This window comes from Pseudomonas helmanticensis (assembly GCF_900182985.1).
Classification (GTDB): domain Bacteria; phylum Pseudomonadota; class Gammaproteobacteria; order Pseudomonadales; family Pseudomonadaceae; genus Aquipseudomonas; species Aquipseudomonas helmanticensis.
In genome coordinates, this window is record NZ_FXUY01000001.1 from 4,548,204 (window position 1) to 4,574,135 (window position 25,932).

Annotated in this window: 23 protein-coding genes and 1 pseudogene; 12 read left to right on the forward strand and 12 right to left on the reverse strand. The window is 59.8% G+C overall.

What is annotated here, in order from left to right; all coding sequences use genetic code 11:
• Positions 1 to 4 precede the first annotated feature (4 nt).
• From spoT to QOL84_RS20255, 4 genes are all read right to left on the reverse strand, one after another.
• Positions 5 to 2,110: a bifunctional GTP diphosphokinase/guanosine-3',5'-bis pyrophosphate 3'-pyrophosphohydrolase gene (spoT, locus tag QOL84_RS20240; RefSeq protein ID WP_007920338.1), complete on the reverse strand. Its 2,106-nt coding sequence runs from the start codon at positions 2,108 to 2,110 to the stop codon at positions 5 to 7.
• Between the two features lie 57 nt (positions 2,111 to 2,167).
• Entirely contained in the window at positions 2,168 to 2,431 is a 264-nt protein-coding gene (gene rpoZ / locus QOL84_RS20245; protein ID WP_016985812.1) for a DNA-directed RNA polymerase subunit omega, read from the reverse strand.
• Between the two features lie 167 nt (positions 2,432 to 2,598).
• Positions 2,599 to 3,219, reverse strand: coding sequence for a guanylate kinase (gene gmk / locus QOL84_RS20250; RefSeq protein WP_129386538.1), 621 nt, complete (start codon positions 3,217 to 3,219; stop codon positions 2,599 to 2,601).
• Between the two features lie 12 nt (positions 3,220 to 3,231).
• Positions 3,232 to 4,095: a YicC/YloC family endoribonuclease gene (locus QOL84_RS20255; RefSeq protein WP_283438342.1), complete on the reverse strand. Its 864-nt coding sequence runs from the start codon at positions 4,093 to 4,095 to the stop codon at positions 3,232 to 3,234.
• Positions 4,096 to 4,365: 270 nt separating this feature from the next.
• Between QOL84_RS20255 and rph the strand changes: the two genes are divergently transcribed.
• The 3 genes from rph (at position 4,366) to gltS (ending at position 7,070) form a co-directional block, all read left to right on the forward strand.
• Entirely contained in the window at positions 4,366 to 5,088 is a 723-nt protein-coding gene (gene rph, locus QOL84_RS20260) for a ribonuclease PH (protein ID WP_129386531.1), read from the forward strand.
• A gap of 28 nt (positions 5,089 to 5,116) precedes the next feature.
• Positions 5,117 to 5,485: a DUF4870 domain-containing protein gene (locus QOL84_RS20265; protein WP_129386528.1), complete on the forward strand. Its 369-nt coding sequence runs from the start codon at positions 5,117 to 5,119 to the stop codon at positions 5,483 to 5,485.
• Positions 5,486 to 5,861: 376 nt separating this feature from the next.
• Complete coding sequence (gene gltS / locus QOL84_RS20270; protein WP_283438343.1) at positions 5,862 to 7,070, forward strand: sodium/glutamate symporter; 1,209 nt, start codon at positions 5,862 to 5,864, stop codon at positions 7,068 to 7,070.
• A gap of 81 nt (positions 7,071 to 7,151) precedes the next feature.
• Here the strand turns inward: gltS and QOL84_RS20275 are convergent, their stop codons facing one another.
• Complete coding sequence (locus tag QOL84_RS20275; protein WP_016772543.1) at positions 7,152 to 7,931, reverse strand: catabolite repression control protein Crc; 780 nt, start codon at positions 7,929 to 7,931, stop codon at positions 7,152 to 7,154.
• Positions 7,932 to 8,013: 82 nt separating this feature from the next.
• On the opposite strand from QOL84_RS20275, the gene pyrE reads away from it, so the two are divergent.
• Positions 8,014 to 8,658, forward strand: a complete 645-nt coding sequence (gene pyrE, locus QOL84_RS20280; RefSeq protein ID WP_008038033.1) for an orotate phosphoribosyltransferase — start codon at positions 8,014 to 8,016, stop codon at positions 8,656 to 8,658.
• Between the two features lie 197 nt (positions 8,659 to 8,855).
• Here pyrE and argB read toward each other — a convergent pair whose 3' ends face one another.
• The 4 genes and pseudogenes from argB to coaBC form a co-directional block, all read right to left on the reverse strand.
• On the reverse strand, positions 8,856 to 9,761 hold the full coding sequence (argB, locus tag QOL84_RS20285; RefSeq protein WP_003229488.1) for an acetylglutamate kinase: 906 nt from the start codon (positions 9,759 to 9,761) through the stop codon (positions 8,856 to 8,858).
• 17 nt (positions 9,762 to 9,778) lie between these two features.
• Positions 9,779 to 11,155: pseudogene (locus QOL84_RS20290) on the reverse strand (phosphomannomutase/phosphoglucomutase); the annotation flags it as partial.
• Between the two features lie 316 nt (positions 11,156 to 11,471).
• Positions 11,472 to 11,927 carry a dUTP diphosphatase gene (gene dut / locus QOL84_RS20295; protein ID WP_038359240.1) on the reverse strand — a complete coding sequence of 152 codons (456 nt, stop codon included), beginning with the start codon at positions 11,925 to 11,927 and terminating at the stop codon, positions 11,472 to 11,474.
• A gap of 5 nt (positions 11,928 to 11,932) precedes the next feature.
• Positions 11,933 to 13,141 (reverse strand): bifunctional phosphopantothenoylcysteine decarboxylase/phosphopantothenate--cysteine ligase CoaBC, encoded by a 1,209-nt coding sequence (coaBC, locus tag QOL84_RS20300; RefSeq protein ID WP_007920365.1) that lies wholly within the window; start codon positions 13,139 to 13,141, stop codon positions 11,933 to 11,935.
• 135 nt (positions 13,142 to 13,276) lie between these two features.
• Between coaBC and radC the strand changes: the two genes are divergently transcribed.
• Positions 13,277 to 13,951 carry a RadC family protein gene (gene radC / locus QOL84_RS20305; RefSeq protein WP_129386516.1) on the forward strand — a complete coding sequence of 225 codons (675 nt, stop codon included), beginning with the start codon at positions 13,277 to 13,279 and terminating at the stop codon, positions 13,949 to 13,951.
• A gap of 98 nt (positions 13,952 to 14,049) precedes the next feature.
• Here the strand turns inward: radC and QOL84_RS20310 are convergent, their stop codons facing one another.
• Positions 14,050 to 15,636 carry an ABC transporter substrate-binding protein gene (locus QOL84_RS20310; RefSeq protein ID WP_283438344.1) on the reverse strand — a complete coding sequence of 529 codons (1,587 nt, stop codon included), beginning with the start codon at positions 15,634 to 15,636 and terminating at the stop codon, positions 14,050 to 14,052.
• A 448-nt stretch (positions 15,637 to 16,084) separates the two neighbouring features.
• On the opposite strand from QOL84_RS20310, the gene rpmB reads away from it, so the two are divergent.
• On the forward strand, positions 16,085 to 16,318 hold the full coding sequence (gene rpmB / locus QOL84_RS20315; RefSeq protein ID WP_007920377.1) for a 50S ribosomal protein L28: 234 nt from the start codon (positions 16,085 to 16,087) through the stop codon (positions 16,316 to 16,318).
• 11 nt (positions 16,319 to 16,329) lie between these two features.
• Positions 16,330 to 16,485: a 50S ribosomal protein L33 gene (rpmG, locus tag QOL84_RS20320; protein WP_003177274.1), complete on the forward strand. Its 156-nt coding sequence runs from the start codon at positions 16,330 to 16,332 to the stop codon at positions 16,483 to 16,485.
• 181 nt (positions 16,486 to 16,666) lie between these two features.
• On the opposite strand, the gene QOL84_RS20325 is transcribed toward rpmG, so the two are convergent.
• Positions 16,667 to 17,029, reverse strand: a complete 363-nt coding sequence (locus tag QOL84_RS20325; RefSeq protein WP_008086800.1) for a cupin domain-containing protein — start codon at positions 17,027 to 17,029, stop codon at positions 16,667 to 16,669.
• A 240-nt stretch (positions 17,030 to 17,269) separates the two neighbouring features.
• Here QOL84_RS20325 and QOL84_RS20330 point away from each other — a divergent pair, with 240 nt between their 5' ends.
• Both QOL84_RS20330 and QOL84_RS20335 read left to right on the forward strand, forming a co-directional pair.
• Positions 17,270 to 18,763, forward strand: coding sequence for an aldehyde dehydrogenase (locus QOL84_RS20330; RefSeq protein WP_047596781.1), 1,494 nt, complete (start codon positions 17,270 to 17,272; stop codon positions 18,761 to 18,763).
• A 188-nt stretch (positions 18,764 to 18,951) separates the two neighbouring features.
• Complete coding sequence (locus QOL84_RS20335; RefSeq protein ID WP_283438345.1) at positions 18,952 to 20,094, forward strand: MFS transporter; 1,143 nt, start codon at positions 18,952 to 18,954, stop codon at positions 20,092 to 20,094.
• Positions 20,095 to 20,180: 86 nt separating this feature from the next.
• Here QOL84_RS20335 and QOL84_RS20340 read toward each other — a convergent pair whose 3' ends face one another.
• Positions 20,181 to 21,749 (reverse strand): phospholipase D family protein, encoded by a 1,569-nt coding sequence (locus tag QOL84_RS20340; RefSeq protein WP_283438346.1) that lies wholly within the window; start codon positions 21,747 to 21,749, stop codon positions 20,181 to 20,183.
• Between the two features lie 283 nt (positions 21,750 to 22,032).
• Between QOL84_RS20340 and QOL84_RS20345 the strand changes: the two genes are divergently transcribed.
• The 3 genes from QOL84_RS20345 (at position 22,033) to QOL84_RS20355 (ending at position 25,920) form a co-directional block, all read left to right on the forward strand.
• Positions 22,033 to 22,683 (forward strand): DUF1120 domain-containing protein, encoded by a 651-nt coding sequence (locus tag QOL84_RS20345; protein ID WP_283438347.1) that lies wholly within the window; start codon positions 22,033 to 22,035, stop codon positions 22,681 to 22,683.
• A 100-nt stretch (positions 22,684 to 22,783) separates the two neighbouring features.
• Positions 22,784 to 23,494, forward strand: a complete 711-nt coding sequence (locus QOL84_RS20350) for a fimbria/pilus chaperone family protein (protein WP_283438348.1) — start codon at positions 22,784 to 22,786, stop codon at positions 23,492 to 23,494.
• Positions 23,491 to 25,920 (forward strand): fimbria/pilus outer membrane usher protein, encoded by a 2,430-nt coding sequence (locus tag QOL84_RS20355; RefSeq protein ID WP_283438349.1) that lies wholly within the window; start codon positions 23,491 to 23,493, stop codon positions 25,918 to 25,920. The genes QOL84_RS20350 and QOL84_RS20355 overlap by 4 nt, the downstream gene beginning before the upstream one ends.
• Positions 25,921 to 25,932 lie beyond the last annotated feature (12 nt).

A 25,932-nucleotide genomic window follows, 5' to 3' on the forward strand; every position in this document is an offset into this window, starting at 1 on the left:
TGAGTTATGCACGCATGCGGGTGATGCGGATCACCCCGGTCAAAGCGCGCAGTTTCTTGATCACGCGGGCCAGGTGCACACGGTCGTGGACGCTGACCACCAACTGGACCACGCTGATGCGACCATCGCGTTCGTCCATGCTGATTTTCTCGATATTGCCGTCGGCCGCGTTGACGCTGCTGGCCAGCAACGCGATCAGGCCGCGTTGGTGTTCCAGCTCGACACGCAGTTCGACGTTGAATTCGCCGGTGACATCCTTGGCCCACGAGAGCTGGATGCATTTTTCCGGGTTGTGCCGGATTTCGCTGATGTTGCGGCAGTTGTCGAGGTGCACGACCATGCCTTTGCCCGCCGACAGGTGCCCGACAATCGGGTCGCCCGGGATCGGCGTGCAGCACTTGGCGTAGCTGAGGACCAGGCCTTCGGTACCACGAATCGCCAGCGGGCCTTCCGGGCTTGGCAACTGTTCGCCTTCGCCGAGCAGGCGGCGGGCGACCACGTAGGCCATGCGGTTGCCGAGGCCGATGTCTTCGAGCAGGTCTTCGATCAGTTCGAGGCGGTACTCGGTAAGCATCGCCTTGACGCGTTCGGCCGGGATCTTCTCCAGCGAGCTGTCGAAACCGTTGAGCACCTTGTTCAGCAGACGTTCGCCGAGGCTGATGGATTCGGAGCGGCGTTGCAGTTTCAGCGCATGGCGGATGTGCGTGCGTGCCTTGCCGGTCACCACGAAATTCAGCCACGCCGGATTCGGTCGGGCGCCGGGGGCACTGACGATCTCGACCGTGGAGCCGCTTTGCAGCGGTTCGGACAGCGGCGCGAGACGACGGTTGATCCGGCAGGCGATGCAGCTGTTGCCGACGTCGGTGTGCACCGCGTAGGCGAAGTCGACCGCCGTGGAGCCTTTCGGCAGCTCCATGATCCGGCCTTTTGGCGTGAACACGTAGACCTCGTCCGGGAACAGGTCGATCTTCACGCTCTCGATGAATTCCAGCGAGTTGCCGGCACGTTGCTGCATTTCCAGCACGCCTTTGACCCACTGACGGGCGCGGGCGTGAGTGCCTTTCGGCTGCTCGTCACCGCTGGACTTGTACAGCCAATGGGCGGCGATGCCGTTGTTGGCCATCTCTTCCATTTCGCGGGTACGGATCTGGATCTCGATCGGTACACCGTGCATGCCGAACAGCGTGGTGTGCAGCGACTGATAGCCGTTGGCCTTGGGGATCGCGATGTAATCCTTGAAACGCCCCGGCAACGGTTTGTACAAATTGTGTACAGCGCCTAGCACGCGGTAGCAGGTATCGACCTTGTCGACGATGATCCGGAACGCATAGACGTCCATGATCTCGTTGAAGGCCCGACGCTTGCCGCGCATTTTCTTGTAGATGCCGTAGAGGTGTTTCTGGCGACCGCTGACTTCACCCTGGATGCCGTCGATGGCGAGACAATGGCCGAGGGATTCTTCGATCTTGTTGACGATTTCCTTGCGGTTGCCCCGGGCGCGTTTGACCGCCTGGTAGATCCGCGCGGAACGCATGGGGTGCATGGCCTTGAAGCCGAGGTCTTCGAATTCGATGCGGATCGCATGCATGCCCAGCCGGTTGGCGATGGGCGCGTAGATTTCGAGGGTTTCCTTGGCGATGCGCCGGCGTTTTTCGCCGGACAGCACTTCCAGCGTGCGCATGTTGTGCAGGCGGTCGGCGAGCTTGACCAGGATCACGCGAATGTCGCGCGCCATGGCCATGGCCATTTTCTGGAAGTTTTCCGCCTGGGCTTCGGCCTTGGTCTCGAAGTTCATCTGGGTCAGTTTGCTGACCCCGTCGACCAGTTCGGCCACGGTTTCACCGAACTGCGCTTGCAGCGCTTCTTTGGCGATACCGGTGTCTTCGATCACGTCATGCAGCATCGCAGCCATCAAACTCTGATGGTCCATGTGCATGTCGGCAAGAATATTCGCCACGGCAAGGGGGTGCGTGACGTACGCCTCGCCACTGCGACGGCGTTGACCGTCATGGGCTTGTTCGGCGTAGAAATACGCTCGGCGGACCAGGTTGACCTGGTCGTTGCCGAGGTAGGTCGATAAGCGATCGGCGAGGGCGTCTATGCTCGGCATGATGATTCCTGCCGTAGGTTGTGACCCCGCGCCGTGCTACGTCGACCAGGCATAGGCTTAGACGGCCTCGTTGGACTCGTCCTCGAACGCTGCGAACAGCGGTTCATCCTGGACGATTTCCTGCTCGGCGATGAACTCGTAGCTCATCAGGCCTTCAGCGATTTCACGCAGCGCTACAACGGTAGGCTTGTCGTTTTCCCACTGAACCAGTGGCTCTTTGCCGCCGGTGGCCAGTTGACGGGCACGTTTGGTAGAGAGCATGACCAGCTCAAAACGGTTTTCCACGTGGTTCAGGCAGTCTTCAACGGTTACGCGGGCCATGGTATTCCTCGGAGCGAATGCAATATGCGCGCTGCCCGGTTGGGCGAGCGGACTCAACAGTTTAAAAAATCACCAGCGATTAGGGAAGCGCTGATTTTTTAACCAAGCTCTTCAACGCGCTGCAAGTGCCAATGTAAAGCGCTTGCAGGCGTTTTGGGAAGTGCTGATTAACCGAGCAATTCGGCCAGCAATTTGCCGTGAAGCTGTTGCTGACGCTTCTGAATGAGCTGATTAGCACGGAAAATCGCCTTCAGATCGTCCAGCGCGTGGGCGAAATCGTCGTTGATGATCAGGTAGTCATAGTCGACGTAGTGGCTCATTTCGCTGACCGCTTCACGCATGCGACCGTCGATGATCTCGTCGCTGTCCTGGCCTCGGTTGGTCAGGCGCGAGTGCAACGCTTGCAGCGACGGCGGCAGAATGAAGATCGAACGCGCCTGTGGCATCAGCTTGCGCACTTGCTCGGCGCCTTGCCAGTCGATTTCCAGAATAAGGTCGTGGCCGGCGTCGAGGGTTTGCTGCAGGTGGCTTTGCGAGGTGCCATAGAGGTTGCCGAAGACTTCGGCGCGCTCAAGGAAATCGCCGTGTTCGCCCATCTTCACAAACGCTTCGCGGGAAACGAAGTGATAGTTCACGCCGTCCACTTCGCCCGGACGCATGGCGCGGGTGGTGTGCGAAACCGAAACGCGGATTTCCGCGTTGGCGTCGGTCAAAGCCTTGACCAGGCTGCTCTTGCCCGCGCCCGAGGGGGCGGAAATGATGTACAGGGTGCCGGTGCTGTGGGTCATGTCGGGATTGCCTTACTCAATATTCTGCACTTGTTCGCGCATCTGCTCGATCAACACCTTGAGGTTGACGGCGGCTTGGGTGCTGCGCGGATCGAAGGCCTTGGAGCCCAGTGTGTTGGCTTCGCGGTTGAGCTCCTGCATCAGGAAGTCCAGGCGACGCCCGGCCGCTCCGCCGGACTTGAGCACCCGGCGAACTTCGATGATGTGGGTGCTCAACCGATCCAGTTCTTCGGCCACGTCGCTCTTTTGCGCGAGCATGACCATTTCCTGTTCCAGGCGCTGCGGATCCATCTCCGCCTTCATGTCGGCAAAGCGGTCGAGGACTTTCTGGCGTTGGGTGGCGAGCATCTGTGGCACTAGCTCGCGCAGGGTCACGACGTCTTCTTCAATCGAAGTCAGACGCTCGTTGATCAACCGCGCCAGCTCCGCGCCTTCGCGCTCGCGGCCGGCTTTCAGCTCTTTCAGGCCTTGATTGAACAGCGCCAGCGCATCGGCGTTCAGCGCCTGTGGATCGCTCGCATCGGCGACCAGTACGCCGGGCCAGGCCAACACTTCCAGCGGGTTCAAGGCGGCCGGGTTCTTGATCAGGCCGGCGACGGTCTCGGCGGCGGCCACCAGTTGCGCGGCGCGCTCGCGATCGACTTGCAACGGCTTGCCGGTGCTTTCTTCAGTGAAACGCAACGTGCATTCCAGTTTGCCGCGCGACAGGCCTTGGCGCAGTGCTTCACGCACGGCGCCTTCGAGATCGCGAAACGACTCCGGCAGGCGCAGGTGCGGTTCCAGATAGCGGCTGTTGACCGAGCGCAATTCCCAGCTCAGGGTGCCCTGGGCGCCGGCTTTCTCGACGCGGGCGAAGGCGGTCATGCTGTGCACCATGGCGGTAACCTCGCAATGCAGATCGGCGCGAAACGAGGGTTCCGCGAGCGCGATATCAATGAATTCATGCCGACAGGCAGCAAAGGCGCAGGATTGTAGCGCAGTGCGGCGAATGCGCCCAAACACACGGTGTGACAAAGGGCTGCAGCCCGTCGGCAATGCGCGTTTCACCGGCCTCGGTGAGCCGCCGAAATTTTTAACAAGTGCCCAGTTGCGGTGCGCCGCTCTATAATGCTCGGCAGTTTTCCGTCCCCAGTACAGGTATTCCCTATGAAACGTCCAAGTGGTCGCGCTGCCGATCAGCTCCGCTCGATCCGCATTACCCGCAACTACACCAAACACGCCGAGGGATCTGTACTGGTCGAATTCGGTGATACCAAGGTCATCTGCACCGTCAGCGTCGAAAACGGCGTGCCGCGTTTCCTTAAAGGCCAGGGCCAGGGTTGGTTGACCGCCGAGTACGGCATGCTGCCGCGCGCCACCGGCGAGCGAAACCAGCGTGAAGCCAGCCGTGGCAAGCAGGGTGGTCGTACCCTGGAAATCCAGCGTTTGATCGGCCGTTCCCTGCGCGCTGCGCTGGACATGTCGAAACTGGGCGACGTCACTCTGTACGTCGACTGCGACGTGATCCAGGCTGACGGCGGCACCCGCACCGCATCCATCACCGGCGCCATGGTTGCTCTGGTTGACGCATTGAAAGTGATCAAGAAGCGCGGTGGCCTGAAAGGTGGCGACCCGCTCAAGCAAATGATCGCTGCGGTGTCGGTCGGCATGTATCAGGGCGAACCCGTGCTGGATCTGGACTATCTTGAAGATTCCGCTGCCGAGACTGACCTCAACGTCGTCATGACCAGCACCGGTGGTTTCATCGAAGTGCAGGGCACCGCCGAAGGTGCACCGTTCCAGCCTGAAGACCTCAACGCCATGCTGGAACTGGCCAAGAAAGGCATGAACGAAATCTTCGAACTGCAAAAATCCGCACTGGCTGACTGAACCGATTCATAACCGCAAGGAGTCCGCGATGAGTGATGAGCAAGAGCTGCTGCCCAAGCCGAGCCAGGAGGTTCGCCAGTGGGCGATGTTTTGTCACTTGTCCGCCTTGCTGGGGATCTGGATTCCGTTCGGCACGTTGATCGGGCCGCTGATCCTCTGGCAGATGAAACGCGAGACGGACCCGTTCATCGATGCGCAGGGTAAAGAAGCTTTGAATTTTCAGATCACCGTGGCGATTGCTTCGGCGATTTGTTTCCTGCTGATGGTGCTGATTATTGGCTTCTTCCTGTTTGGCCTGTTGGCCATCGGCGCGCTGATTTTGACCATTATTGCTGGTGTGAAGGCTAACGAAGGGTTTCCGTATCGTTATCCGTTTACCTGGCGGCTGATCAAATAAATAATTTTATCGCAGTTTGCAATGATTTAAAAAATGCCCTGACATGTCAGGGCATTTTTATTTTTGCAACTAACTTGGCCGACTTTCGTGTGTAGGAAATTTCTGATGGCGATGGTTATTTTGAATTCCGTATAAATTCCGCAGTTACATATCTAGTCACAACTGCAGGCGCCGGTGCTAGCCAAGGGCCTTGGCAATGGGCTTTGGCGGTTGTTAAAGTTGCCCGGCGTAATATTGCTCCTGAAATATTTCGATATGTTCAAGCCATCGAAGGCTCTTGAATTTCTTAGTAATCAGTGTTGAGACAATCAGCCGGTTCATGAGGCGTGCCCAGGTAAAAAGTTCGCCTCTGAATAAATAGCCAAGAATTATCCAAATGATTCAGCTCGATTTTTACGGAACGCTAGTGGCCGCCTCCTTGGTACTTCTGCTGGGGCGCGGACTAGTTACACGTGTTGGTTTCATGCGTAGTTACAATATTCCTGAACCTGTAGCGGGTGGCCTGCTGGTTGCCTTGATCCTATTGCTGCTACGAGCATTCGATATTGAAGTGCGCTTCGATACCTCCCTGCAAACGCCGTTGATGCTGGCCTTTTTCGCCACCATCGGTCTGAGTGCGGATTTCGCCAGCCTGAAGAAAGGCGGGCGCATCGTCGGAATATTCCTGCTGGCAGTCACCGGGTTGCTGGTGGTGCAGAACGCGATGGGTATCGGCTTGGCCACCCTGCTCGGACTCGACCCATTGATGGGCCTGCTGACAGGCTCGATCACCCTGGCGGGCGGTCACGGCACCGGTGCGGCATGGGGGACGGTGTTCAGTGAGAAGTACGGTTTGGCTTCCGCCTCCGAGCTGGCGATGGCCTCTGCGACGTTCGGTCTGGTGCTGGGCGGGTTGATCGGTGGGCCGGTTGCTCGTTTACTGATCAAGCGCGTGACAGTGCCCGGCTGCAATCACCAGGAAGCGCCGCGCCTGCCAAAGGGTTTCGAGCAGCCGAACAAAGAGCGCTCGATCACGCCATTTTCGTTTATCGAAACGTTGGCACTGATCGCTGTCAGCCTGTTGGCTGGCAATCTGTTGAATGGTCTGCTGCACGGCACCGCGTTCGAGCTGCCGACGTTCGTCTGTGTGCTGTTCGTCGGCGTGGTGCTGCGCAACGGTCTGTCGGCGCTTGGCCTGTATCAGGTGTTCGAGCGTGAAGTTTCGGTGCTGGGCAATGTCAGTCTGTCGCTGTTTCTGGCGATTGCCCTGATGTCGCTGAAGTTGTGGGATCTGGCGGCACTGGCCTTGCCGATCTTCATCATTCTGGCGGTGCAGGCGCTGGTCATGGCGCTCTTCGCGATCTTCGTGACGTTCAGGGTGATGGGTCGCAACTACGATGCCGCTGTTCTGGCTGCCGGGCATTGCGGGTTCGGTCTCGGCGCCACACCGACCGCTATTGCCAACATGCAGGCAGTGACGCAGCGCTACGGCCCTTCGCAGATTGCCTTTCTGGTGGTGCCAATGGTGGGCGCGTTCTTCATCGACATTATCAATGTCATTGTGATCAAGCTGTATCTGGCCCTGCCATTCTTCGCGGCAGTCTGAGTTCGGATCCGGCTCGAACTGACGCGCAAAAAAATGCCCGCATCTTGCGATACGGGCATTTTTTCATCTGCGAATCGACGCTTAGATGGTCAGCGTCCAGTCGTAGTCGACGATCAGCGGCGCATGCTGCGAAAACCGTGGCTGACGCGGCAGGCGTGCGCTGCGCACGGAGCGCCGCAAGCCCGGGGTCAGGATCTGGTAGTCGAAGCGCCAGCCCAGATTGAGCATCTCGGCCTGCTCGTTGTCCGGCCACCAGCTGTACTGGTCGCCTTCACGGCTGACTTCGCGCAAGGCATCGACGTAGCCCATGTTGCCGACAATCTCGTCCATCCAGGCGCGTTCTGGCGCCAGGAAGCCCGGTGATTGCTGGCTGTCGCGCCAGTTTTTGATGTCGAGCTTCTGCTGCGCAACATACAGCGAGCCACAATAAATGTACTCGCGACGTTTGCGTCGCTGTTTGTCCAGGTATTTGCCGAAGTCGTCCATGAGCTTGAACTTCTGGTTCAAGTCCTCATCGCCGTTCATCCCCGAAGGAAACAGCAAGGTGGCAATACTGACTTTGTCGAAATCTGCTTGCAGGTAGCGCCCGTAGCGGTCGGCCGTCTCGAAACCGAGACCGCTGATGACAGCCTTCGGTTGCAACCGCGAATACAAAGCCACGCCACCTTGGGCAGGGACTTCAGCATCGCAGGCATAAAGGAAGTAGCCATCCAGTTGGAAGGCTGGGTCATCCAGTTCAAAGGCGGAGGCACGGGTGTCCTGCAGGCAGATGACGTCGGCATTCTGTGCTTGCAGCCAACTGAGCAAACCACGCTCGACTGCAGCCTGAATACCATTGACGTTCACACTGATGATCCGCATAAATGGCCCCAAAAATCGCGTGCGTGTATGATACACGGCGTCAAGCTAATTAGCTAAATCCGTGGTATTTGGGGTTTTTTTCATGCAAGCGTATCAGCGCGATTTCATTCGTTTTGCCATCGATCGCGGCGTTTTGCGCTTCGGTGAGTTCACCCTGAAGTCCGGGCGCACCAGTCCTTACTTCTTCAACGCCGGCCTGTTCAACTCGGGTTCGGCCCTGGCGCAGCTGGGGCGTTTCTACGCGGCAGCCATCGTCGAAAGCGGTATTCCCTTCGACGTACTGTTCGGCCCGGCCTACAAAGGCATCCCGCTGGCGGCAACCACTGCCGTCGCGCTGGCCGAGCATCACGACCGTGACCTGCCATGGTGCTTCAACCGCAAGGAAGCCAAGGCCCACGGCGAAGGCGGCAGCCTGGTTGGCGCGCCGCTGACCGGCGACGTACTGATCATCGATGACGTGATTACGGCTGGCACGGCAATCCGCGAAGTGATGCAGATCATCGCTTCCCAGGACGGCGCCAAGGCTGCCGGCGTGCTGATCGCCCTGAATCGTCAGGAGCGTGGCAACGGAGAGTTGTCGGCGATCCAGGAAGTCGAGCGTGACTTTGGTATCCCGGTGATCAGCATTGTTTCGCTGAATCAGGTGCTGGAGTTCCTCGCCGACGATCCGCAGCTCAAGCAACACTTGCCAGCCGTCGAAGCATACCGCGCCCAGTTCGGCGTGTAATAACGCTGGTCTGTCGCACTTCCCCTGTAGGAGCTGCCGAAGGCTGCGATCTTTTGATCCGGTTTTTAAAAGCCAACGTCAAAAGATCGCAGCCTGCGGCAGCTCCTACAGAGAGTTGGCGGCAGAATTCGGAATTGCAGGCAAAAAAAGACCCCGCTCAGTCAGGCTGAGCGGGGTCTTTTTGTTTGCGTCAGCGTTTACGGACGCTTGCGATTGCTGATCAGCGTGCCCACACCGGTGTCGGTGAAGATTTCCAGCAGGATCGCGTTCGGCACGCGCCCGTCGATGATCAGCGAGCTACCCACGCCGCCCTGAACCGCTTCCAGCGCGCAACGGATCTTCGGCAGCATGCCGCCGTAGATGGTGCCGTCGGCGATCAGATCGTCGACCTGCTGCGTGCTCAGGCCGGTCAACACGGTACCCGACTTGTCCATCAGGCCGGCGATGTTGGTCAGCAGCATCAGCTTCTCGGCTTTCAGTGCCTCGGCGACTTTACCGGCGACCAGATCGGCGTTGATGTTGTACGACTCGCCGTTTTCACCGACACCGATCGGCGCAATCACCGGAATGAAATTGCCTTTGACCAGCAGGTTCAGCAGTTCGGTGTTGATCCCGACCACTTCGCCCACCTGACCGATGTCGATGATTTCCGGTTGAGTCATCTCCGGCGTCTGGCGGGTCACAGTGAGCTTCTTCGCACGAATCAGCCCGGCATCTTTACCGGTCAGGCCGATGGCGCTGCCGCCGTGGCGGTTGATCAGGTTGACGATGCTTTTGTTGACCTGACCGCCCAAGACCATTTCGACCACGTCCATGGTCGCCGCGTCGGTGACGCGCATGCCATCGACGAAGTGGCTTTCGATCGACAGGCGTTTGAGCAGATCACCGATCTGCGGACCGCCACCGTGCACGACCACCGGGTTGATGCCCACGGCTTTCATCAAGACGATGTCGCGGGCGAAGCCGGTTTTCAGCTCCTCGCTTTCCATCGCGTTGCCGCCGTATTTGATCACCAGGGTCTTGCCGACATAACGTCGGATGTAAGGCAACGCTTCGGACAAGACCTGGGCGGTATGGGCGGCGGCTTCGCGTTCGAGGGTCATTCAGGGCTCCGGGTGGATCAGAACGGTAATTGGAGATCAGGTGCAACGCGTTTCAGTTGGGCGTGGAACACATCCTTGATGCGCTGCAATTCAGCCTCGTCATCGGCCTCGAAGCGCAGCACCAGCACCGGTGTGGTGTTGGACGCGCGCACCAGGCCCCAGCCTTTGGCGTAATCGACTCGCACGCCGTCGATGGTGGTCAGGTCAGCGCCTGCGCCCCACTGTGCGTCGTGCAGTGCATCAATGATGCTGAATTTGCTCTCTTCGGTCACATGGATATTGATTTCCGGCGTAGAAATATCGTTCGGGAAGGTCGCAAACAGCTCTTCCGCGGTGGATTTTTCCTTGCTGAGGATCTCCAGCAGCCGTGCGGCGCTGTAGATACCGTCGTCGAAACCGAACCAACGCTCCTTGAAGAAAATGTGCCCGCTCATTTCGCCGGCCAATAGCGCGCCGGATTGTTTCATTTTCTTTTTGATCAACGAATGACCGGTCTTCCACATTAGCGGGCGACCACCGTATTCCTTGATCAACGGCACCAGACGACGGGTGCATTTGACGTCGAAAATGATCTCGGCGTCCGGGTTGCGCGCGACCACGTCACGGGCGAAGAGCATCAGCAGGCGATCCGGGTAGACGATGCTGCCGGTGTTGGTCACCACGCCGACACGGTCGCCGTCGCCGTCGAAAGCCAAACCGATGTCGGCGTTGGTTTCCTTGACCTTGGCGATCAGGTCGACGAGGTTTTCAGGCTTGCCCGGATCCGGGTGATGGTTGGGGAAGTTGCCGTCGACTTCGCAGAACAGCGGGATGACTTCGCAGTTCAGCGCTTCGATCAGTTGCGGGGCGATCACGCCGGCCGCGCCGTTGCCGCAGTCGACCACGACCTTCATGCGCCGAGCCAGTTTGATGTCCTGGACGATTTCGGTGTTGTAGCGGTCGAGGATCTCGACCTGGGTGACGCTGCCCGCGCCGCTGCTCAAGTTGTTGGTCTTGAGGCGCTCGTGCAGGGCCTGGATCTGTTCGTTGGCGAGGGTGTCGCCGGCGATGACGATCTTGAAGCCGTTGTAGTTCGACGGGTTGTGGCTGCCGGTGAGCATCACCCCGGACTTGCCGGCCAGTACATTGGCGGCGTAGTACAGCGCCGGCGTTGGCACCAGGCCAACATCGCTGACATGGCAGCCGCTTTCGGCGATACCGCGAATCAGCTCGGCAACCAGCTCCGGGCCGGACAGGCGACCGTCGCGACCGACGGAAACATTGGGTTCACCTTGGGCCAGGCTCTGCGAACCGATGGCGCGGCCAATCCAGTAAGCGGTTTCGGCATTGAGGAATTCCGGCACGGTGCCGCGAATGTCATAGGCGCGGAAAATGCTGTCGGGCAGCTTCGGGGCGATCTTGGCTGGGGTGCTCATCTGCACAAATGCTCCATCTCGAAAGTGGCGGGACAGACCGACGAATCATTCGACGGCAGGCTCAAACTGAAGGGTATGACGGCGTTTTCCACAGAGAGTTCGTGGTGTGAAAGGGCCATGACGCCTCGCCTGGCGCGGCTTTCGACCGGCAAAACCTTGATTTACGGCGGTAAATCTTTCAACTGATCTGCCTGAAATTTTCACCTGTAGGAGCTGCCGCAGGCTGCGATCTTTTGATTTTGTTTTTTCAGAATCAAGATCAAAAGATCGCAGCCTGCGGCAGCTCCTACATGGATTATTTGGTGCCGGTGTGACCGAAGCCGCCAGTGCCGCGTTCGGTTTCGACGAACTCTTCAACCATTTCAAAGTGTGCCTGTACCACCGGTACCAGCACCAGTTGCGCCAGGCGTTCGCCGACGGTCATGGTGAAGTCGGTCTGGCCACGGTTCCAGCACGACACCATCAGCGGGCCCTGGTAATCGGAGTCGATCAAACCGACGAGGTTACCCAGCACGATGCCGTGTTTATGGCCCATGCCCGAGCGCGGCAGGATCAGCGCGGCGAGGTTCGGGTCGCCGATGTAAACCGACAGGCCGGTGGGAATCAGCACGGTTTCACCCGGCTTGATCACGATGTCCTGATCCAGCATCGCGCGCAGGTCGAGGCCGGCGGAGCCTGGCGTGGCGTATTGCGGCAGCGGGAAATCGGTGCCGATGCGTGGGTCGAGGATCTTGGCTTGCAAAGCGTGCATGTAAATTAAACCTGGTTCAGACGTTCGGCGATAAAAGTGACCAGTTGGCGAGCGATCTTGCTCTTGCTGGTCTGGGCGAAAACCGTGGCATGCAGCGCACGGTCAATCACGCTGCAGGCGTTTTCTTCGCTGTTGAAACCGATGCTCGGGTTGGCGACGTCATTGGCGACGATCAAATCGAGATTCTTGTCCTTCAGCTTGCGTGCAGCGTAGTCGAGCAGATGTTCGGTCTCGGCGGCAAAGCCGACACTGAACGGACGGTCGGGACGGGTCGCGATGGTGGCCAGGATGTCTGGATTGCGCACCATTTGCAGGACGAAGCCGTCACCGCTCGTAGGATCTTTCTTGAGTTTTTGCGGGGCAACCACTTCCGGGCGGTAGTCCGCCACGGCTGCCGAGGCGATGAACACGTCGCACGGGATCGCCGATTCACAGGCCGCGAGCATGTCGCGGGCACTGACCACATCAATGCGCGTGACGCGATCCGGCGTTGGCAGGTGCACCGGGCCGCTGATCAGCGTGACGCGGGCGCCGGCTTCCACCGCGGCTTCGGCAAGGGCAAAGCCCATTTTGCCGGAGCTGTGGTTAGTGATGTAGCGCACCGGATCGATGTTTTCCTGGGTGGGGCCGGCAGTAATCACCACGTGTTTGCCGGTCAGTGCCTGACGCTGAAAGCAGTCTGCCGCGCATTGTGCGAGGTCGGTGGCTTCCATCATCCGGCCCATGCCGACGTCGCCACAGGCCTGGCTGCCCGAGGCCGGGCCGAAGGTCTTCAGTCCACGGCTTTCGAGGAGTTGCAGGTTGGCCTGGGTGGCCGGATCGCGCCACATCGCCTGATTCATTGCCGGCGCGACCGCCACGACGGCATCGGTGGCCAGCACCAGCGTGGTCAGCAAATCGTTGGCAATGCCTTGGGCCAGACGCGCGATCAGGTCGGCGGTGGCCGGGGCGATCAGCACCAGATCGGCCCATTTCGCCAGCTCGATGTGGCCCATCGCGGCTTCCGCGGCCGGGTCGAGCAAGTCGAGGTGCACCGGGTGGCCGGACAGCGCCTGCATGGTCAGCGGGGTGATGAACTCAGCGCCGCCGTGGGTCATGACCACGCGCACTTCAGCGCCCTGATCGATCAGGCGACGAACCAGATCAGCGCTCTTGTAGGCCGCGATGCCGCCGCCGACGCCCAGAACGATGCGTTTCCGATACAGCCGCTGCATAGGTCTGCCTTTCATTTCGTGGGTGACATACGTGGCGAAACCCCCTCCCCAGGGTGAATTCGCCCGCAAAAAAGATGGGCTAAGATATCACAGCGACCGCTACGGAACAGCGGCGCCCACAGACAGGGAAGTGCTATGAGTATTCGCGATTGGCCGGCGGCGGAACGCCCGCGGGAAAGGTTGTTGGAACAAGGTGCGGCGAGTCTTTCGGATGCGGAACTGCTGGCGATTTTCCTTCGTACCGGCGTGCCGGGGAAAAGTGCGGTGGATCTGGCGCGGCATTTGTTGAGTCAGTTCGGCAGCCTGCGTTTGCTGCTTGAGGCCGATCAGGACGCCTTCAGCAAACAATTGGGTTTGGGTCCGGCAAAGTTTGCGCAGCTGCAAGCTGCGCAAGAAATGGGCAAGCGGCATCTGGCCGAACGCTCGCGCCAGAAACCTGCACTGGAAAACCCGCAAGTAGTCCGTGATTACCTTAAAGCCATGCTGAGGCATGAGCCACATGAAGTGTTCGGCTGTCTTTTTCTCGATTCAAAGCATCAGGTGCTGAATTTCGAGGCGCTGTTTCGCGGCTCGATCGACAACACCAGCGTGCACCCTCGGGAAGTGGTGAAACGTGCGTTGGCTAACAATGCGGCGGCGGTGATTCTCTGCCACAACCATCCGTCGGGGAACACGGATCCCAGTCAGGCGGATCGATTGCTGACCAAGCGCCTGCAAAAGGCTTTGGATCTGATTGATGTGCGGGTGCTCGATCACTTCATTGTTGGCGATGGAGAACCGCTGTCGATGGCGGAATGTGGCTGGATGTAACCCTTCCCCTGTAGGAGCTGCCGCAGGCTGCGATCTTTTGATCTGCAAAAACAACCTCAAAAGATCGCAGCCTGCGGCAGCTCCTACAGGGGGATCGGTTATTTCAGGTTGACCTTGGAGTAGTCCTGGCGGCCAAACGGGCTGACGGCGTAACCCTGCACGTCTTTACGCGTCAGTGCGTAGGCGGTTGGGTGCGCCAGCGGCAACCACAGCGCCTGCTGTTGAATCTGCGCCTGCGCCTGCTCGTACAGCTTGGTGCGCACACCTTGCTCGCTGGTGGTCTTGCCGGCGCTGATCAGCTTGTCCAGATCGGCGTTGCAGTAGCGGGCGAAGTTGGTGCCTGACTTGACCGCCGCGCAGGAAAACTGCGGCGTGAGGAAGTTATCCGGGTCGCCGTTATCGCCGGCCCAGCCCATGAACAGCAGATCATGCTCGCCGGCCTTGGCGCGGCGAATCAGCTCGCCCCACTCGATCACGCGGATTTCCGCCTGAATGCCGATTTCTGCCAGATCCGACTGCAACAATTGCGCGCCGAGGCTTGGGTTCGGGTTGAGCAGGCTGCCGGACGGACGCGTCCAGATGGTGGTCTGGAAACCATCCTTCAAACCGGCCTTGGCCAGCAGCGCCTTGGCTTTGGCGACATCGTGTGGATACCCCGGCAGGCTCTTTGCGTAGCTCCAGGTGTTTGGCGGATAAGGGCCGTTGGCCGCTTCGGCGGTGTCTTCGAACACCGCCTTGATGTAGTTGGCCTTGTCGAATGCGAGGTTGATCGCTTGGCGCACTTCCGGCTTGTCCAGCGGTGGATGCTGGCTGTTGATGCCGACGAATGCGGTCATGAACGCGTCAGTCTTTTCGACTTTCAGTGTGGGCTCTTTCAGCGCGGCCTGTACGTCGAGAGGCTTCGGCGACAGGGCGATCTGGCATTCGTTACGTCGCAGCTTTTGCAGGCGCACGTTGGCGTCCGGGGTAATGGCGAAGATCAGCGGATCCACCGCAGGCTTGCCACCGAAGTAATCCGGGTTGGCCTTGTAACGGATCGCCGCGTCTTTCTGGAAACGGTTGAGCACGAACGGGCCAGTGCCGATCGGCTGGCTGTTGAGCTTGTCCGTCGCGCCGGCCTTCATCAGCTTGTCGGCGTATTCGGCGGAGTAGATCGAAGCGAAGCCCATGCTCAGGGTCGCGAGGAATGTCGAATCCGGATGATCAAGGGTGAAGCGCACGGTCAGCGGATCGAGTGCGTCGATCTTCTTGATCAGCGCCGGCAACTGCATCGACTGCGCATGCGGGAAGCCGCTCTGGGCGACTTTGTGCCACGGGTTGGCCGGGTCGAGCATGCGGTCGAAACTGAATTTGACGTCTTCGGCGGTCAGCTCGCGGCTCGGCTTGAAATAATCGGTCGTATGAAACTTCACCTGCGGATGCAGCTTGAACACATAGCTCAGGCCGTCTGTGCTGACTTCCCAGCTGTCGGCCAGGCTCGGCACGACTTTGCCGCTGGCCGTGTCGAAGTCCACCAGACGGTTCATCAGTACGTCGGCCGAGGCGTTGGTGGTGGTGAGCGAGTTGTATTGCACCACGTCGAACCCTTCCGGGCTGGCCTCGGTGCAGACGCTCAGTGCGGCAGCCTGGGCCAGAGGGCTCAGCAGGAGCGGGGCGAGCAGCAGGGGTAGGGCAGCGAGGCGCATGGTCGGTTTCCTTTTACAGATCGAAGGCCCATCTGCAAGTGCAGTCTGGAAAAGGCCTACCCTAGAGGGCTGGATTACAAATGACTATCCCCTTTTTGCATTTTAAGGGCACAGTGATGGCCGTTTTTCAGACCGCGGTGCTTCGCAAAAAGTCTGAAACGCCTGCTTGGGCGACTTTCTGCGACGAGTGGTAAAAATCGATGCCGGCCTTTATCCAAAGCGTTCGCAGACCGAAAAAGCGCCTTTTTACCGATTGATTGCACACCGAATGTTGTTGCATCCCGGTCTTTCTGGTATAAAGCAGCGCTCTTTTCTAGGGGCCCGGTTCCTTCACTGTAGGTGTAGCCGGTAAGACCTCTAAAGAAACGCGGCGCCTGGCGCCAAATGACTGAGAGATTAAGCGGCCAACCCATGCCGGGTTGGGCATGTGGTTTTAGAGGGCTGAGGCATGTCGAGAGTATGTCAAGTTACCGGTAAGGGTCCGGTGACTGGGAATAACATTTCCCACGCAAACAACAAAACCCGTCGTCGTTTCCTGCCGAACCTGCAGCATCACCGCTTCTGGGTTGAAGAAGAGAAACGTTTTGTGCGTCTGCGCGTATCTGCCAAAGGCATGCGTATCATCGACAAGCGTGGCATCACTGTCGTGCTCGCCGAACTTCGCCGCGATGGCAAGATTTAAGGGAGCTAATCATGCGTGAATTGATTCGTTTGATCTCGAGCGCCGGTACTGGTCACTTCTACACTACCGACAAGAACAAGCGTACTACCCCGGACAAAATCGAGATCAAGAAATATGATCCGGTTGTTCGCAAGCACGTGATCTACAAGGAAGGCAAAATCAAGTAATTGATTTTTCCCGACTTACGAAAAAGGCCCGTATCTCACGATACGGGCCTTTTTTGTTGCCTCGGTTTTCTGTGGTGCCTGTGCGGGCCTCATCGCGAGCAGGCTCACTCCTACATTGGAATGCGGTCACCTGTAGGAGTGAGCCTGCTCGCGATAGGGCCGGGTCAGCCAGCAAAAATCATCAGGCTTTCTGTTCGAAAATCACATAGACCTTGCGGCAAGCCTCCAGCACTTCCCAGGTGCCACGAAACCCCGCCGGAATCACAAACCGGTCGCCAACACGCAAGGTCTTGGCATTGCCATCGCTGTCCCGCAGTACCGAAACGCCCTGCAAAATCTCGCAGTATTCGTGCTCGGTGTAATTCACCGTCCACTGCCCAACCGCACCTTCCCACACGCCAACGCCCATCTGCCCACAAGGGCTATCGTATTGATGAAACACGGCCTGTTCAGGATCACCCTTGAGCACTTTGGCCGGGTCCGGGCGATAGCGTTCGGCTTCGCTGCTGGTAAGGCTGATGTCGACGACGTTCTGGATGTTCATTGTTGTTATCCCCTGTGAATACGGCGCGATGGGCTGGAAAGGGCCAAAGTCTATGTTGATTAAAATCAACACCGCAAGGCCGTATGGCCACATTATGTCAAATATATTGAAACAAACCCGGTGCCTGGTTTAGGGTGGCGGGTGCCTCTGGCCGAAAAAACCGGCTGGCCGGGCAGAATTCTTGAGGACGCTGGCGAAGATCGCGCGGCGCTCGTATTCAACAAGCGGAGGACACTCGAAATGACCACCCTGACTCGTGCCGACTGGGAGCAACGCGCCCGCGACCTGAAAATCGAAGGCCGCGCCTACCTCAATGGCGAATACACCGACGCCGTCTCCGGCGAAACCTTCGAGTGCATCAGCCCGGTCGATGGCCGTCTGCTCGGCAAGATTGCCAGCTGTGACGCCGCCGACGCTCAACGCGCTGTGGAAAACGCCCGCGCTACTTTCAATTCCGGCGTCTGGTCGCGCCTGGCGCCGACCAAGCGCAAAGCCACCATGATCCGTTTTGCCAGCCTGCTGAAACAGCACGCTGAAGAGCTGGCCCTGCTCGAAACCCTCGACATGGGCAAACCGATCAGCGACTCGCTGTACATCGACGTCCCGGGCGCGGCGCAAGCGCTGAGCTGGAGCGGTGAAGCGATCGACAAGATTTACGACGAAGTGGCGGCGACTCCGCACGATCAACTGGGTCTGGTGACCCGCGAGCCAGTGGGCGTGGTCGGTGCCATCGTGCCGTGGAACTTCCCGTTGATGATGGCCTGCTGGAAGCTCGGCCCGGCGCTGTCGACCGGTAACTCGGTGATTCTCAAACCGTCGGAAAAATCCCCGCTGACCGCCATCCGCATTGCCGCGCTGGCCGTTGAAGCCGGTATTCCGAAAGGCGTGCTCAACGTGCTGCCGGGCTACGGCCACACCGTCGGCAAGGCGCTGGCCCTGCACAACGATGTCGACACCTTGGTGTTCACCGGTTCGACCAAGATCGCCAAGCAACTGATGATCTACTCCGGCGAATCGAACATGAAACGCGTCTGGCTGGAAGCCGGTGGCAAGAGCCCGAACATCGTCTTTGCCGACGCGCCGGATCTGCAAGCCGCCGCCGAATCTGCCGCCAGCGCCATCGCCTTCAACCAGGGCGAAGTCTGCACTGCCGGTTCGCGTCTGCTGGTCGAGCGTTCGATCAAGGACAAATTCCTGCCGATGGTGATCGAGGCGCTGAAAGCCTGGAAACCGGGCAACCCGCTGGATCCGGCGACCAACGTCGGCGCGCTGGTGGATACGCAGCAGATGAATACCGTGCTGTCGTACATCGAATCCGGCCATACCGATGGCGCCAAACTGGTGGCTGGCGGCAAGCGCATCCTGCAGGAGACCGGTGGCACCTACGTTGAGCCAACGATTTTCGATGGCGTGAGCAACGCGATGAAGATTGCCCAGGAAGAGATTTTCGGCCCAGTGCTGTCGGTGATCGCTTTCGATACGGCTGAAGAGGCGATCCAGATCGCCAACGACACGCCGTACGGTCTGGCCGCTGCGGTCTGGACTCAGGACATCTCCAAGGCCCACTTGACCGCCAAAGCGCTGCGCGCCGGTAGCGTCTGGGTCAACCAATATGATGGCGGCGACATGACCGCGCCGTTCGGTGGCTTCAAGCAGTCGGGCAACGGTCGCGACAAGTCGCTGCACGCTTTCGACAAGTACACCGAGCTGAAAGCGACGTGGATCAAGCTGTAAGCCGTTAACGGGAGCGCGGTCACGCCGGGCTACCTGACGAAACAGAGATCCCCTGTGGGAGCGGGCTTGCTCGCGAATGCGGTGCATCAGTCAGCACATTTGCTGAATGTGAAACCGTATTCGCGAGCAAGCCCGCTCCCACAGTGGTTTTGCGGTGCACATAATAATTACCCACAGGAGCGTGGAACATGCGTTGGGCGACGTATTTCGCCGTGTTGGCGTCTGTCCTGAGTGTCGGCCTGGCCCTGGGGGTCAGTATGCCGCTGGTGTCGTTGCGCCTGGAGGGTTGGGGTTACGGCTCTTTCGCCATCGGTGTGATGGCGGCGATGCCGGCGATTGGCGTGTTGTTGGGCGCAAAGATTTCCAGCCATCTGGCAGCGCGCTTCGGCACAGCCAACCTGATGCGCCTGTGCCTGTGGGCCGGGGCGCTGTCGATTGGCTTGTTGGCGTTGTTGCCGAGCTACCCGATCTGGCTGCTGTTGCGCCTGATGATCGGCGTGATCTTGACCATCGTGTTCATCCTCGGTGAAAGCTGGATCAATCAACTGGTGGTCGAAAACTGGCGCGGGCGATTAGTGGCGCTGTATGGCAGCAGCTATGCCTTGAGCCAGTTGTCTGGCCCGCTGCTGCTGGGCGCGCTAGGCACCGAAGACGATTACGGATTCTGGGTTGGCGTCGGCTTGCTGTTGGTTTCGCCGTTGCTGTTGCTGGGCCGTAGCGGTGCACCAAGCAGCGAAGCGAGCAGCGTGACGTTCCGCGACCTGTGGGTATTCGCGCGCGACCTGCCGGCGATTGCCTGGGCGGTATCGTTGTTCGCCGCGTTCGAGGCAATGATTTTGACGCTGTTGCCGGTGTATTGCCTGCAACAGGGCTTCACTGCCGAAATCGCGCTGGCGATGGTCAGTACTGTGGTGGTCGGCGATGCATTGCTGCAATTGCCGATTGGCGCGTTGGCCGATTACCTGTCGCGGCGCACGTTGTTTGCCGGCTGCGCGGTGGTGCTGATGCTGTCGAGTCTGGCGATTCCGCTGTTGCTCGATACGCTGCTGATCTGGCCGTTGTGGGTGTTGTTTGGCGCCAGTGCCGGTGGTTTGTTCACCTTGTCGCTGATTTTGATTGGTGAGCGTTATCGCGACGATGCGCTAGTGCGCGCCAATGCGCATATCGCGCAGCTGTGGGGCGTCGGTTGTCTGATCGGGCCGCTGGCGGCGGGGGCGGGGAGCCAATGGATCAGCGGGCATGCGTTGCCGCTGTTGATGGCGATCGGGGCGTTTGGGTTGGTGATATTGCTATTGCGCCAAGGGGCATTTGGTACAGAGCAAACGGCTTAAGGTCAAAAGATCGCAGCCTGCGGCAGCTCCTACAGTTGAAATGTATGTCCATGTAGGAGCTGCCGCAGGCTGCGATCTTTTGCTTTTCAAAGCATCCGCTCAAGCCCCACGGTGGTGCTGAACCACGCATTGAAGCGTCGCCACCAACTCCCCGGCTCTTTGCTCAGTGTGTGCATCTGGCCATTGTCTTCGGTCACCCAGACAATCTTGCCATCCTGCAATTTCGCCTCATAACTCAACGCTGGTGCCATACCCTGCAACGCGAGCTCGCGCACATGTTCGGCCAGTTCGGGGCTGTCGACCAACACGCCGACTTCGGTGTTCCACAACACCGAACGCGGGTCAAAGTTGAACGAGCCAATGAACGATTTCTGCCGATCGAAGATCATCGCCTTGCTGTGCAGGCTTGAATCCGAGCCGCGAAACGACTTGCTGTAAAACACATGCGGCCCGCTGCCGTAGTTATCCCCAGGCTGGCGTCGCAACTCATACAGCTTCACGCCATGTTCCAGCAGTGCCTTGCGATAGGGCGCATAACCGCCGTGCACTGCGGGCACATCGGTGGCCTCCAGCGAGTTGGTCAGCAGGCTCACCGCCACGCCGGCATCGGCGCGTCCGGTCAGGTACACCAACCCTGGCTGGCCCGGCACGAAGTACGCCGAGATCATGATCAGTTCTTTGCTGACACCCCTCAGCTCTGGCGCCAGTTGCGTGGTCAGCAGCAATTGCGGATCCGGCTCGTCCTTGGCCAGCACCTTGCTCGGCGCGTCCCACAGCGCCTGATTCCACGCCCAGATCAGCTCCTTGCGCCAGATGTCCATGCGCGGCTCGGTGGTGAAGGTCATCAGCTGCTGATAGAGCGCGTGATTCTGTTTGCGCGTGTCTTCCAGCGATTCTTCCAGGCGCGTGCGGGTGTTCTGCAAATCCCGGGCTGAGGGTTTGCTGGAGAGGAATTCGTCGATCGGTTTGCTCAGCGCGCTGTTCCAGTATTGGTCGAAACTGTGCCCGAGCTGCTCGGCCACCGGCCCCATGCTGAGCATGTCGATGTCAGTGAAATTCAGGTTCGGCTCGGCATCGAAATACTCATCGCCCAGATTGCGCCCGCCGACGATGGCCGCACTGTTGTCCGCCAGCCACAACTTGTTATGCATGCGCCGATGCTGCAACGACAGGTTGAACAGGCGTCCTGCTGCGCGCGTTACGCCGGTGCTGCGCCCCAGATGCAGAGGGTTGAACAGCCGGATCTGGATCTGTGGATGCGCGGCCAGGGTGGCGATGATCTGGTCGAGGCCGTCGCTGGTGGTGTCGTCGAGCAGGATGCGCACGCGCACGCCACGGTCGGCCGCCTTGAGCACCTCTTCCACCAGCATGCGCGTGCTGATGCCGTCGTGAACGATGTAGTACTGCAAATCGAGGCTGACCTGCGCATTGCGGATCAGCTCGGCGCGGGCGGTGAAAGACTCGGTGCTGTTGGACAGCAGGCGAAAGCCGGAACGGCCCTGATGGGGTGCGGCCTGGGCCTGGATTGAGCGGCCGAAGCTGGAGCTGGACGCCGGCAAGGCCTGGCTCGGTTCGCGCGGCACATCGAGCGTGGCACAGCCGTTCAAGAGCAAGGCGAGCAGCGCTGCAGCGATCAGTTTTTGTCCGGGAATCACGTGGCGGTCTCGGGTCGTGACGGAGGGCGAAGTATGGCATGGGCATCGCTGCCCTGAATTCAATCGATGGGTGCTGCAAGGCAGCAGCACGCAATGTTTTGTCATCGAGAAGTAGGAAATAGTTTCTTGGCAGCGATTGCCTATGAATCAGGTCGATTTTTCCCCATCCAGGCGATGTTTTCTCCTACAGATTTATCCTCCAAAAGCCGCAATTATCCGCCCGCTTACTTACGTGTGAAGTCAGTAGGAAGCTTTTTTGTTAATGACATGGAAGATACGGCTTATGAAAAACACCCACCGGCTCGCCGTCCTCGCTGCGGCCTTGCTACCCTCGCTGGCATTGGCGGAGAGCGTTGACCTGAGCGTCATCGGCACCATCATTCCGACCTCCTGCATCCCGGCTTTTGCCGGGGGCGGAACGGTAGACTTGCGCAAGATTTCCGCGTCCACGCTTAACGCCACCACGCAAACGTTGCTGCCGGAACGAGACATCTCGCTGCACATCAATTGCGACGCCCCGGCTCCGGTTGAAGTGTCGGTTCGCGATAACCGTGCAGCGACCAAATTGCCGGGGATCAGCGACGGCGCCGGTCAAAGTGATCCGGTGTTGTTCTTCGGTCTTGGCGCCATCGATGGCACGCGGATCGGTGGATTTGCCCTGCGCCATGGCACTCCGGAGACTGACGGAACAAGTCGCGCACTGCTGACCCGCACGCTCGCAGCGCCAGCATGGGGCGTGCCGTCCAGCTCCTTGGTGAGCAATGCCCCGGCGCTGTATTCCTGGGGTGTCAATGCCGCGACAGGGCCTGTTGCCGCTCGGCATCACGGCTTCCCGATGAGCTTGCTGCCGATCATTGGCGCGAGTAACAACTTGCCGATCGCCAACGAGATCCCGCTCGATGGCTCGGTGACCTTCGACATGTTCTACCTCTGACCGTCGAGCCCGGCGGCCACCAGGTTGCCGGGCTTTTCCTCCCGACAGGAACACGCCGGCAGCGCCGGAAACGTGGCCTGGAATTTTCCGGTATTGACCGATGCCCCTTTCATTCAATCCTGCTTTGAAGCAGGTTTCCCTGTGGCTGTTTGCCGGCCTTTCGATGTCGTTTGCGCAAGGCGCCGGCATGGTTCCGCAAACGCCGGTATTGGTCGTCGAGCAGAGCCTCGGCGAAGCCATCATGAACGTGCGCAATACCGATGCTCATCCCGCGCTCCTGTACACCACCGTCGAAAACACCGAAGCGGACGATGAGGTCCTGCTGGTTTTCACTCCCCCGGTTGCGCGTGTCGAGGCTGGCCAGATTCAGCAGGTTCGGTTCATTCTGCAGAGCGCTCAGCCCTTGCAGACCGAACGTTTGAAGCGGGTCATCTTCGAAGGGATCAATCCGGTTGCGGCCGCGGGTGGCGCGCGCGTCAGCCTCGGCGTGCGGCAGAACTTGCCGGTGATCCTGCGTCCGGCCGGATTGCCCGTCGAGCGTGAGCCGTGGAAGCGCCTCGCCTGGACCGTCACGCTGGATGGCTTGCACGTGCACAACCCCAGTCCTTACGTCGTGCGGCTCGGCAAAGCGCTTACACCGTTGCCTGGCTCACGCCCGGTCGAACTGCCGCGCACCTACATTCTGCCGGGCGAGCGACTGCAGCTTGATTTGCCTTTGAGTACGCTGGCACAGGTGTCGTCGGTGCGGATATTCCCGGCGACGACATACGGTTTTGCTGTCGACCATTACGATGCCCCGGTGACACGTTGAACTGGATCTGCATCGCCGCGTCGTTGCTGGCGCTGGGTAACTGCGGATGGCGCGTGGCGCTGGCGGCAGAGCCGCTGACGTTCGACATTCAAGTGCTCAGGGATCGCGGGATCGATCCGGCCTTGGCGGAGTATTTTCGTGATGCTCCGCGCTTCACCCAAGGCGCGCATGCCGTCGTGCTTGAAGTCAACGGACAGCCCAAGGGCCGTGTGCCGATGACATTCAACGATGTCGGCGAGTTGTGTCTGGGCACGCAATGGTTGAAGTCAGCCGGAGTTCTACTGCCCGCGTCTGTGCCGCTGCCGCCGGGGCAGTGTGTGACGGCTGCGCAGGGTTTTCCCGAGGCCATCGTGGAGTTGAACCCAGGCAGTCAGCAGGTCCGGTTGCTGGTGCCTACCGATACGCTGACTGAGCCTGCGCGGGCGCAGCGCAGCTTTGCCAATGGTGGCGTGGCCGGTGTGTTCAATTACGATCTGTTGATGGCCGGCAGCCAACTCGACGGGCAGACCAGCAGCTATCGCAGCTTCAGCTCGGAAGCCGGATTGAATGCCGGTGCCTGGGTGTTGCGCAGTCGCCAGTCTTTCACGGCATTGCCCGAAAGCTCGCGGTTCGAGCATCTCTATGCCTACGCGATGCACACGCTGGAAGATCAGGATGCGAGCGTTCAGCTCGGTCAGCTCAACCTGGCATCGTCGCTGTTTGCCGGTGAGTCGTTCACTGGCGTACAGGTTTTTCCTGAAGCGGCCTTCGCCCGACTCGATGCCGCCCGCAACGGCGCCCGTGGCCAGGTGGAGGGGGTGGCTTACTCGCCGTCGCGTATCGAAGTCCGCCAGAACGGCGTGACGATCTACACGACGATGGTGCCTGGCGGGCCTTTTACCTTGCGCGCGCTGCCGTTGCTGAGCAATCAGCTCGATCTTGAGGTCGCGGTGCATGAGCAAGATGGTCAGGAGCGACGTTTTCGGGTGCCGGCGGCGAATCTGCAAGAGGCGCAGTCTGACGCCCCCGTGGGTTTCAATCTGGCGCTGGGCCGGGTCCGTCGACTGTCTGCGGATAACCGTGAGGCTCCGACATTCGCGGCGTTCAGCCAAGACTGGGAAATGCGCCGAGGCCTGCGTGCAACCGCCGGTGCGCTCGCGGGCAGCGCGTACTTGTCGGCCGGTTGGGGGCTGCAACAACAGTGGGCGGGGCCGATTACGCTGGGGCTGCGCCAAGTGGTGTCCGAACAGCGCGCGGCAGGGCTTGCGGGCGATCAATGGCAGCTGACATTCAGTGCGCCATTGGCGGCCAATCTCTCGGCGAGCCTGGTCGCGGTGCGCCAGAGCCGGGACTTTCGCACCTTGTCCGATACCGACTGGAATCAACGCCGGCATCAGGCCGAGTCACGCAAACGCGATCACTGGGTGTTTTCGCTCAATGGCGCCACCGATGACTGGGGCGCATTTGGCGCAAGCTGGTCACGTTATTCGAGTATGGACGAAGCACCAGTGTCGCAATTGGGGTTGTCCTGGTCGCTGACATTGCCGCAGCGCGTCAGCTTGTCACTGAGCGTTGAGCGAGGCATCGGTGGTGCCGAGGAATATCGTCCGGGCCGCGCAGCTTACCTGACCGTGGGTATTCCGCTGGGCGGGCAAGGCCGGTTGCGCGGGTATGTGCGCAGTGACGAACGCTCGGGCATGCGCCAAGGGCTGGCCGTCAGCGCTGCAGTCAGCGAAACCCTGGCCTACACCGTCAATGCCGAGCACCGGGATAACACACCGGCGGCATTGGCTGCCCGAATCAATGCGTTGCCACGCTATACCAGCCTGGATGTCGGGCTCGGGCAGCGCGCGGGTGCGACGGAATATGATCTGGGCTTGCGCGGCGGCGTGTTGCTGCACCGTGATGGTGTCACGCTGTCACCCTATGCGCTGCGTGACACGCTGGGGGTGCTGAAGGCGGGTGAGCGTTCCGGGGTGCGGCTGCAAACGCCACAAGGCCCGGTCTGGACGGATGGCGCGGGGCGTGCGGTGGCGGCGAACCTGCCAGCCTATTCTCTGGCGCGGCTTGAGGTCGACCCACTGGGCCTGCCGCGTCATGTCGAAGTACTCAATGGCGTGCAGGAGGTGACGGTCGGACGGGGTTCGGTGCAGCACCTGGATTTTTCCCTGATTACCGTCCGGCGTCTGTTGCTCAAGGCTCGCTCGCAGGATCGGCAATGGTTGCCCAGAGGCTTGAGCGTGCTGGATGAACAGGGCCAGTATCTGACCTCCGTGATGGAGGCCGGGGCGATTTTCTTGCCGGACATCAAGCCTGCGCAGGTGTTGCGCGTGAGGTTGTCCGACAGCAGCCACTGCATCTTGCATTTCCCCCTGAGCGATTTTCCCGACGACGCCACGCAAATGGAAACCGTTGAGGCGATCTGCCGCCCTGCCATCCTGTCCTGATTGAGTGCCTGC

What these genes read in the sequence shown, in the direction of transcription:
- spoT (WP_007920338.1), bottom strand. Translation starts at nt 2,110, where the DNA reads ATGCCGAGCATAGACGCCCTCGCCGATCGCTTATCGACCTACCTCGGC.
- rpoZ (WP_016985812.1), bottom strand. Translation starts at nt 2,431, where the DNA reads ATGGCCCGCGTAACCGTTGAAGACTGCCTGAACCACGTGGAAAACCGT.
- gmk (WP_129386538.1), bottom strand. Translation starts at nt 3,219, where the DNA reads ATGACCCACAGCACCGGCACCCTGTACATCATTTCCGCCCCCTCGGGC.
- QOL84_RS20255 (WP_283438342.1), bottom strand. Translation starts at nt 4,095, where the DNA reads ATGGTGCACAGCATGACCGCCTTCGCCCGCGTCGAGAAAGCCGGCGCC.
- rph (WP_129386531.1), top strand. Translation starts at nt 4,366, where the DNA reads ATGAAACGTCCAAGTGGTCGCGCTGCCGATCAGCTCCGCTCGATCCGC.
- QOL84_RS20265 (WP_129386528.1), top strand. Translation starts at nt 5,117, where the DNA reads ATGAGTGATGAGCAAGAGCTGCTGCCCAAGCCGAGCCAGGAGGTTCGC.
- gltS (WP_283438343.1), top strand. Translation starts at nt 5,862, where the DNA reads ATGATTCAGCTCGATTTTTACGGAACGCTAGTGGCCGCCTCCTTGGTA.
- QOL84_RS20275 (WP_016772543.1), bottom strand. Translation starts at nt 7,931, where the DNA reads ATGCGGATCATCAGTGTGAACGTCAATGGTATTCAGGCTGCAGTCGAG.
- pyrE (WP_008038033.1), top strand. Translation starts at nt 8,014, where the DNA reads ATGCAAGCGTATCAGCGCGATTTCATTCGTTTTGCCATCGATCGCGGC.
- argB (WP_003229488.1), bottom strand. Translation starts at nt 9,761, where the DNA reads ATGACCCTCGAACGCGAAGCCGCCGCCCATACCGCCCAGGTCTTGTCC.
- dut (WP_038359240.1), bottom strand. Translation starts at nt 11,927, where the DNA reads ATGCACGCTTTGCAAGCCAAGATCCTCGACCCACGCATCGGCACCGAT.
- coaBC (WP_007920365.1), bottom strand. Translation starts at nt 13,141, where the DNA reads ATGCAGCGGCTGTATCGGAAACGCATCGTTCTGGGCGTCGGCGGCGGC.
- radC (WP_129386516.1), top strand. Translation starts at nt 13,277, where the DNA reads ATGAGTATTCGCGATTGGCCGGCGGCGGAACGCCCGCGGGAAAGGTTG.
- QOL84_RS20310 (WP_283438344.1), bottom strand. Translation starts at nt 15,636, where the DNA reads ATGCGCCTCGCTGCCCTACCCCTGCTGCTCGCCCCGCTCCTGCTGAGC.
- rpmB (WP_007920377.1), top strand. Translation starts at nt 16,085, where the DNA reads ATGTCGAGAGTATGTCAAGTTACCGGTAAGGGTCCGGTGACTGGGAAT.
- rpmG (WP_003177274.1), top strand. Translation starts at nt 16,330, where the DNA reads ATGCGTGAATTGATTCGTTTGATCTCGAGCGCCGGTACTGGTCACTTC.
- QOL84_RS20325 (WP_008086800.1), bottom strand. Translation starts at nt 17,029, where the DNA reads ATGAACATCCAGAACGTCGTCGACATCAGCCTTACCAGCAGCGAAGCC.
- QOL84_RS20330 (WP_047596781.1), top strand. Translation starts at nt 17,270, where the DNA reads ATGACCACCCTGACTCGTGCCGACTGGGAGCAACGCGCCCGCGACCTG.
- QOL84_RS20335 (WP_283438345.1), top strand. Translation starts at nt 18,952, where the DNA reads ATGCGTTGGGCGACGTATTTCGCCGTGTTGGCGTCTGTCCTGAGTGTC.
- QOL84_RS20345 (WP_283438347.1), top strand. Translation starts at nt 22,033, where the DNA reads ATGAAAAACACCCACCGGCTCGCCGTCCTCGCTGCGGCCTTGCTACCC.
- QOL84_RS20350 (WP_283438348.1), top strand. Translation starts at nt 22,784, where the DNA reads ATGCCCCTTTCATTCAATCCTGCTTTGAAGCAGGTTTCCCTGTGGCTG.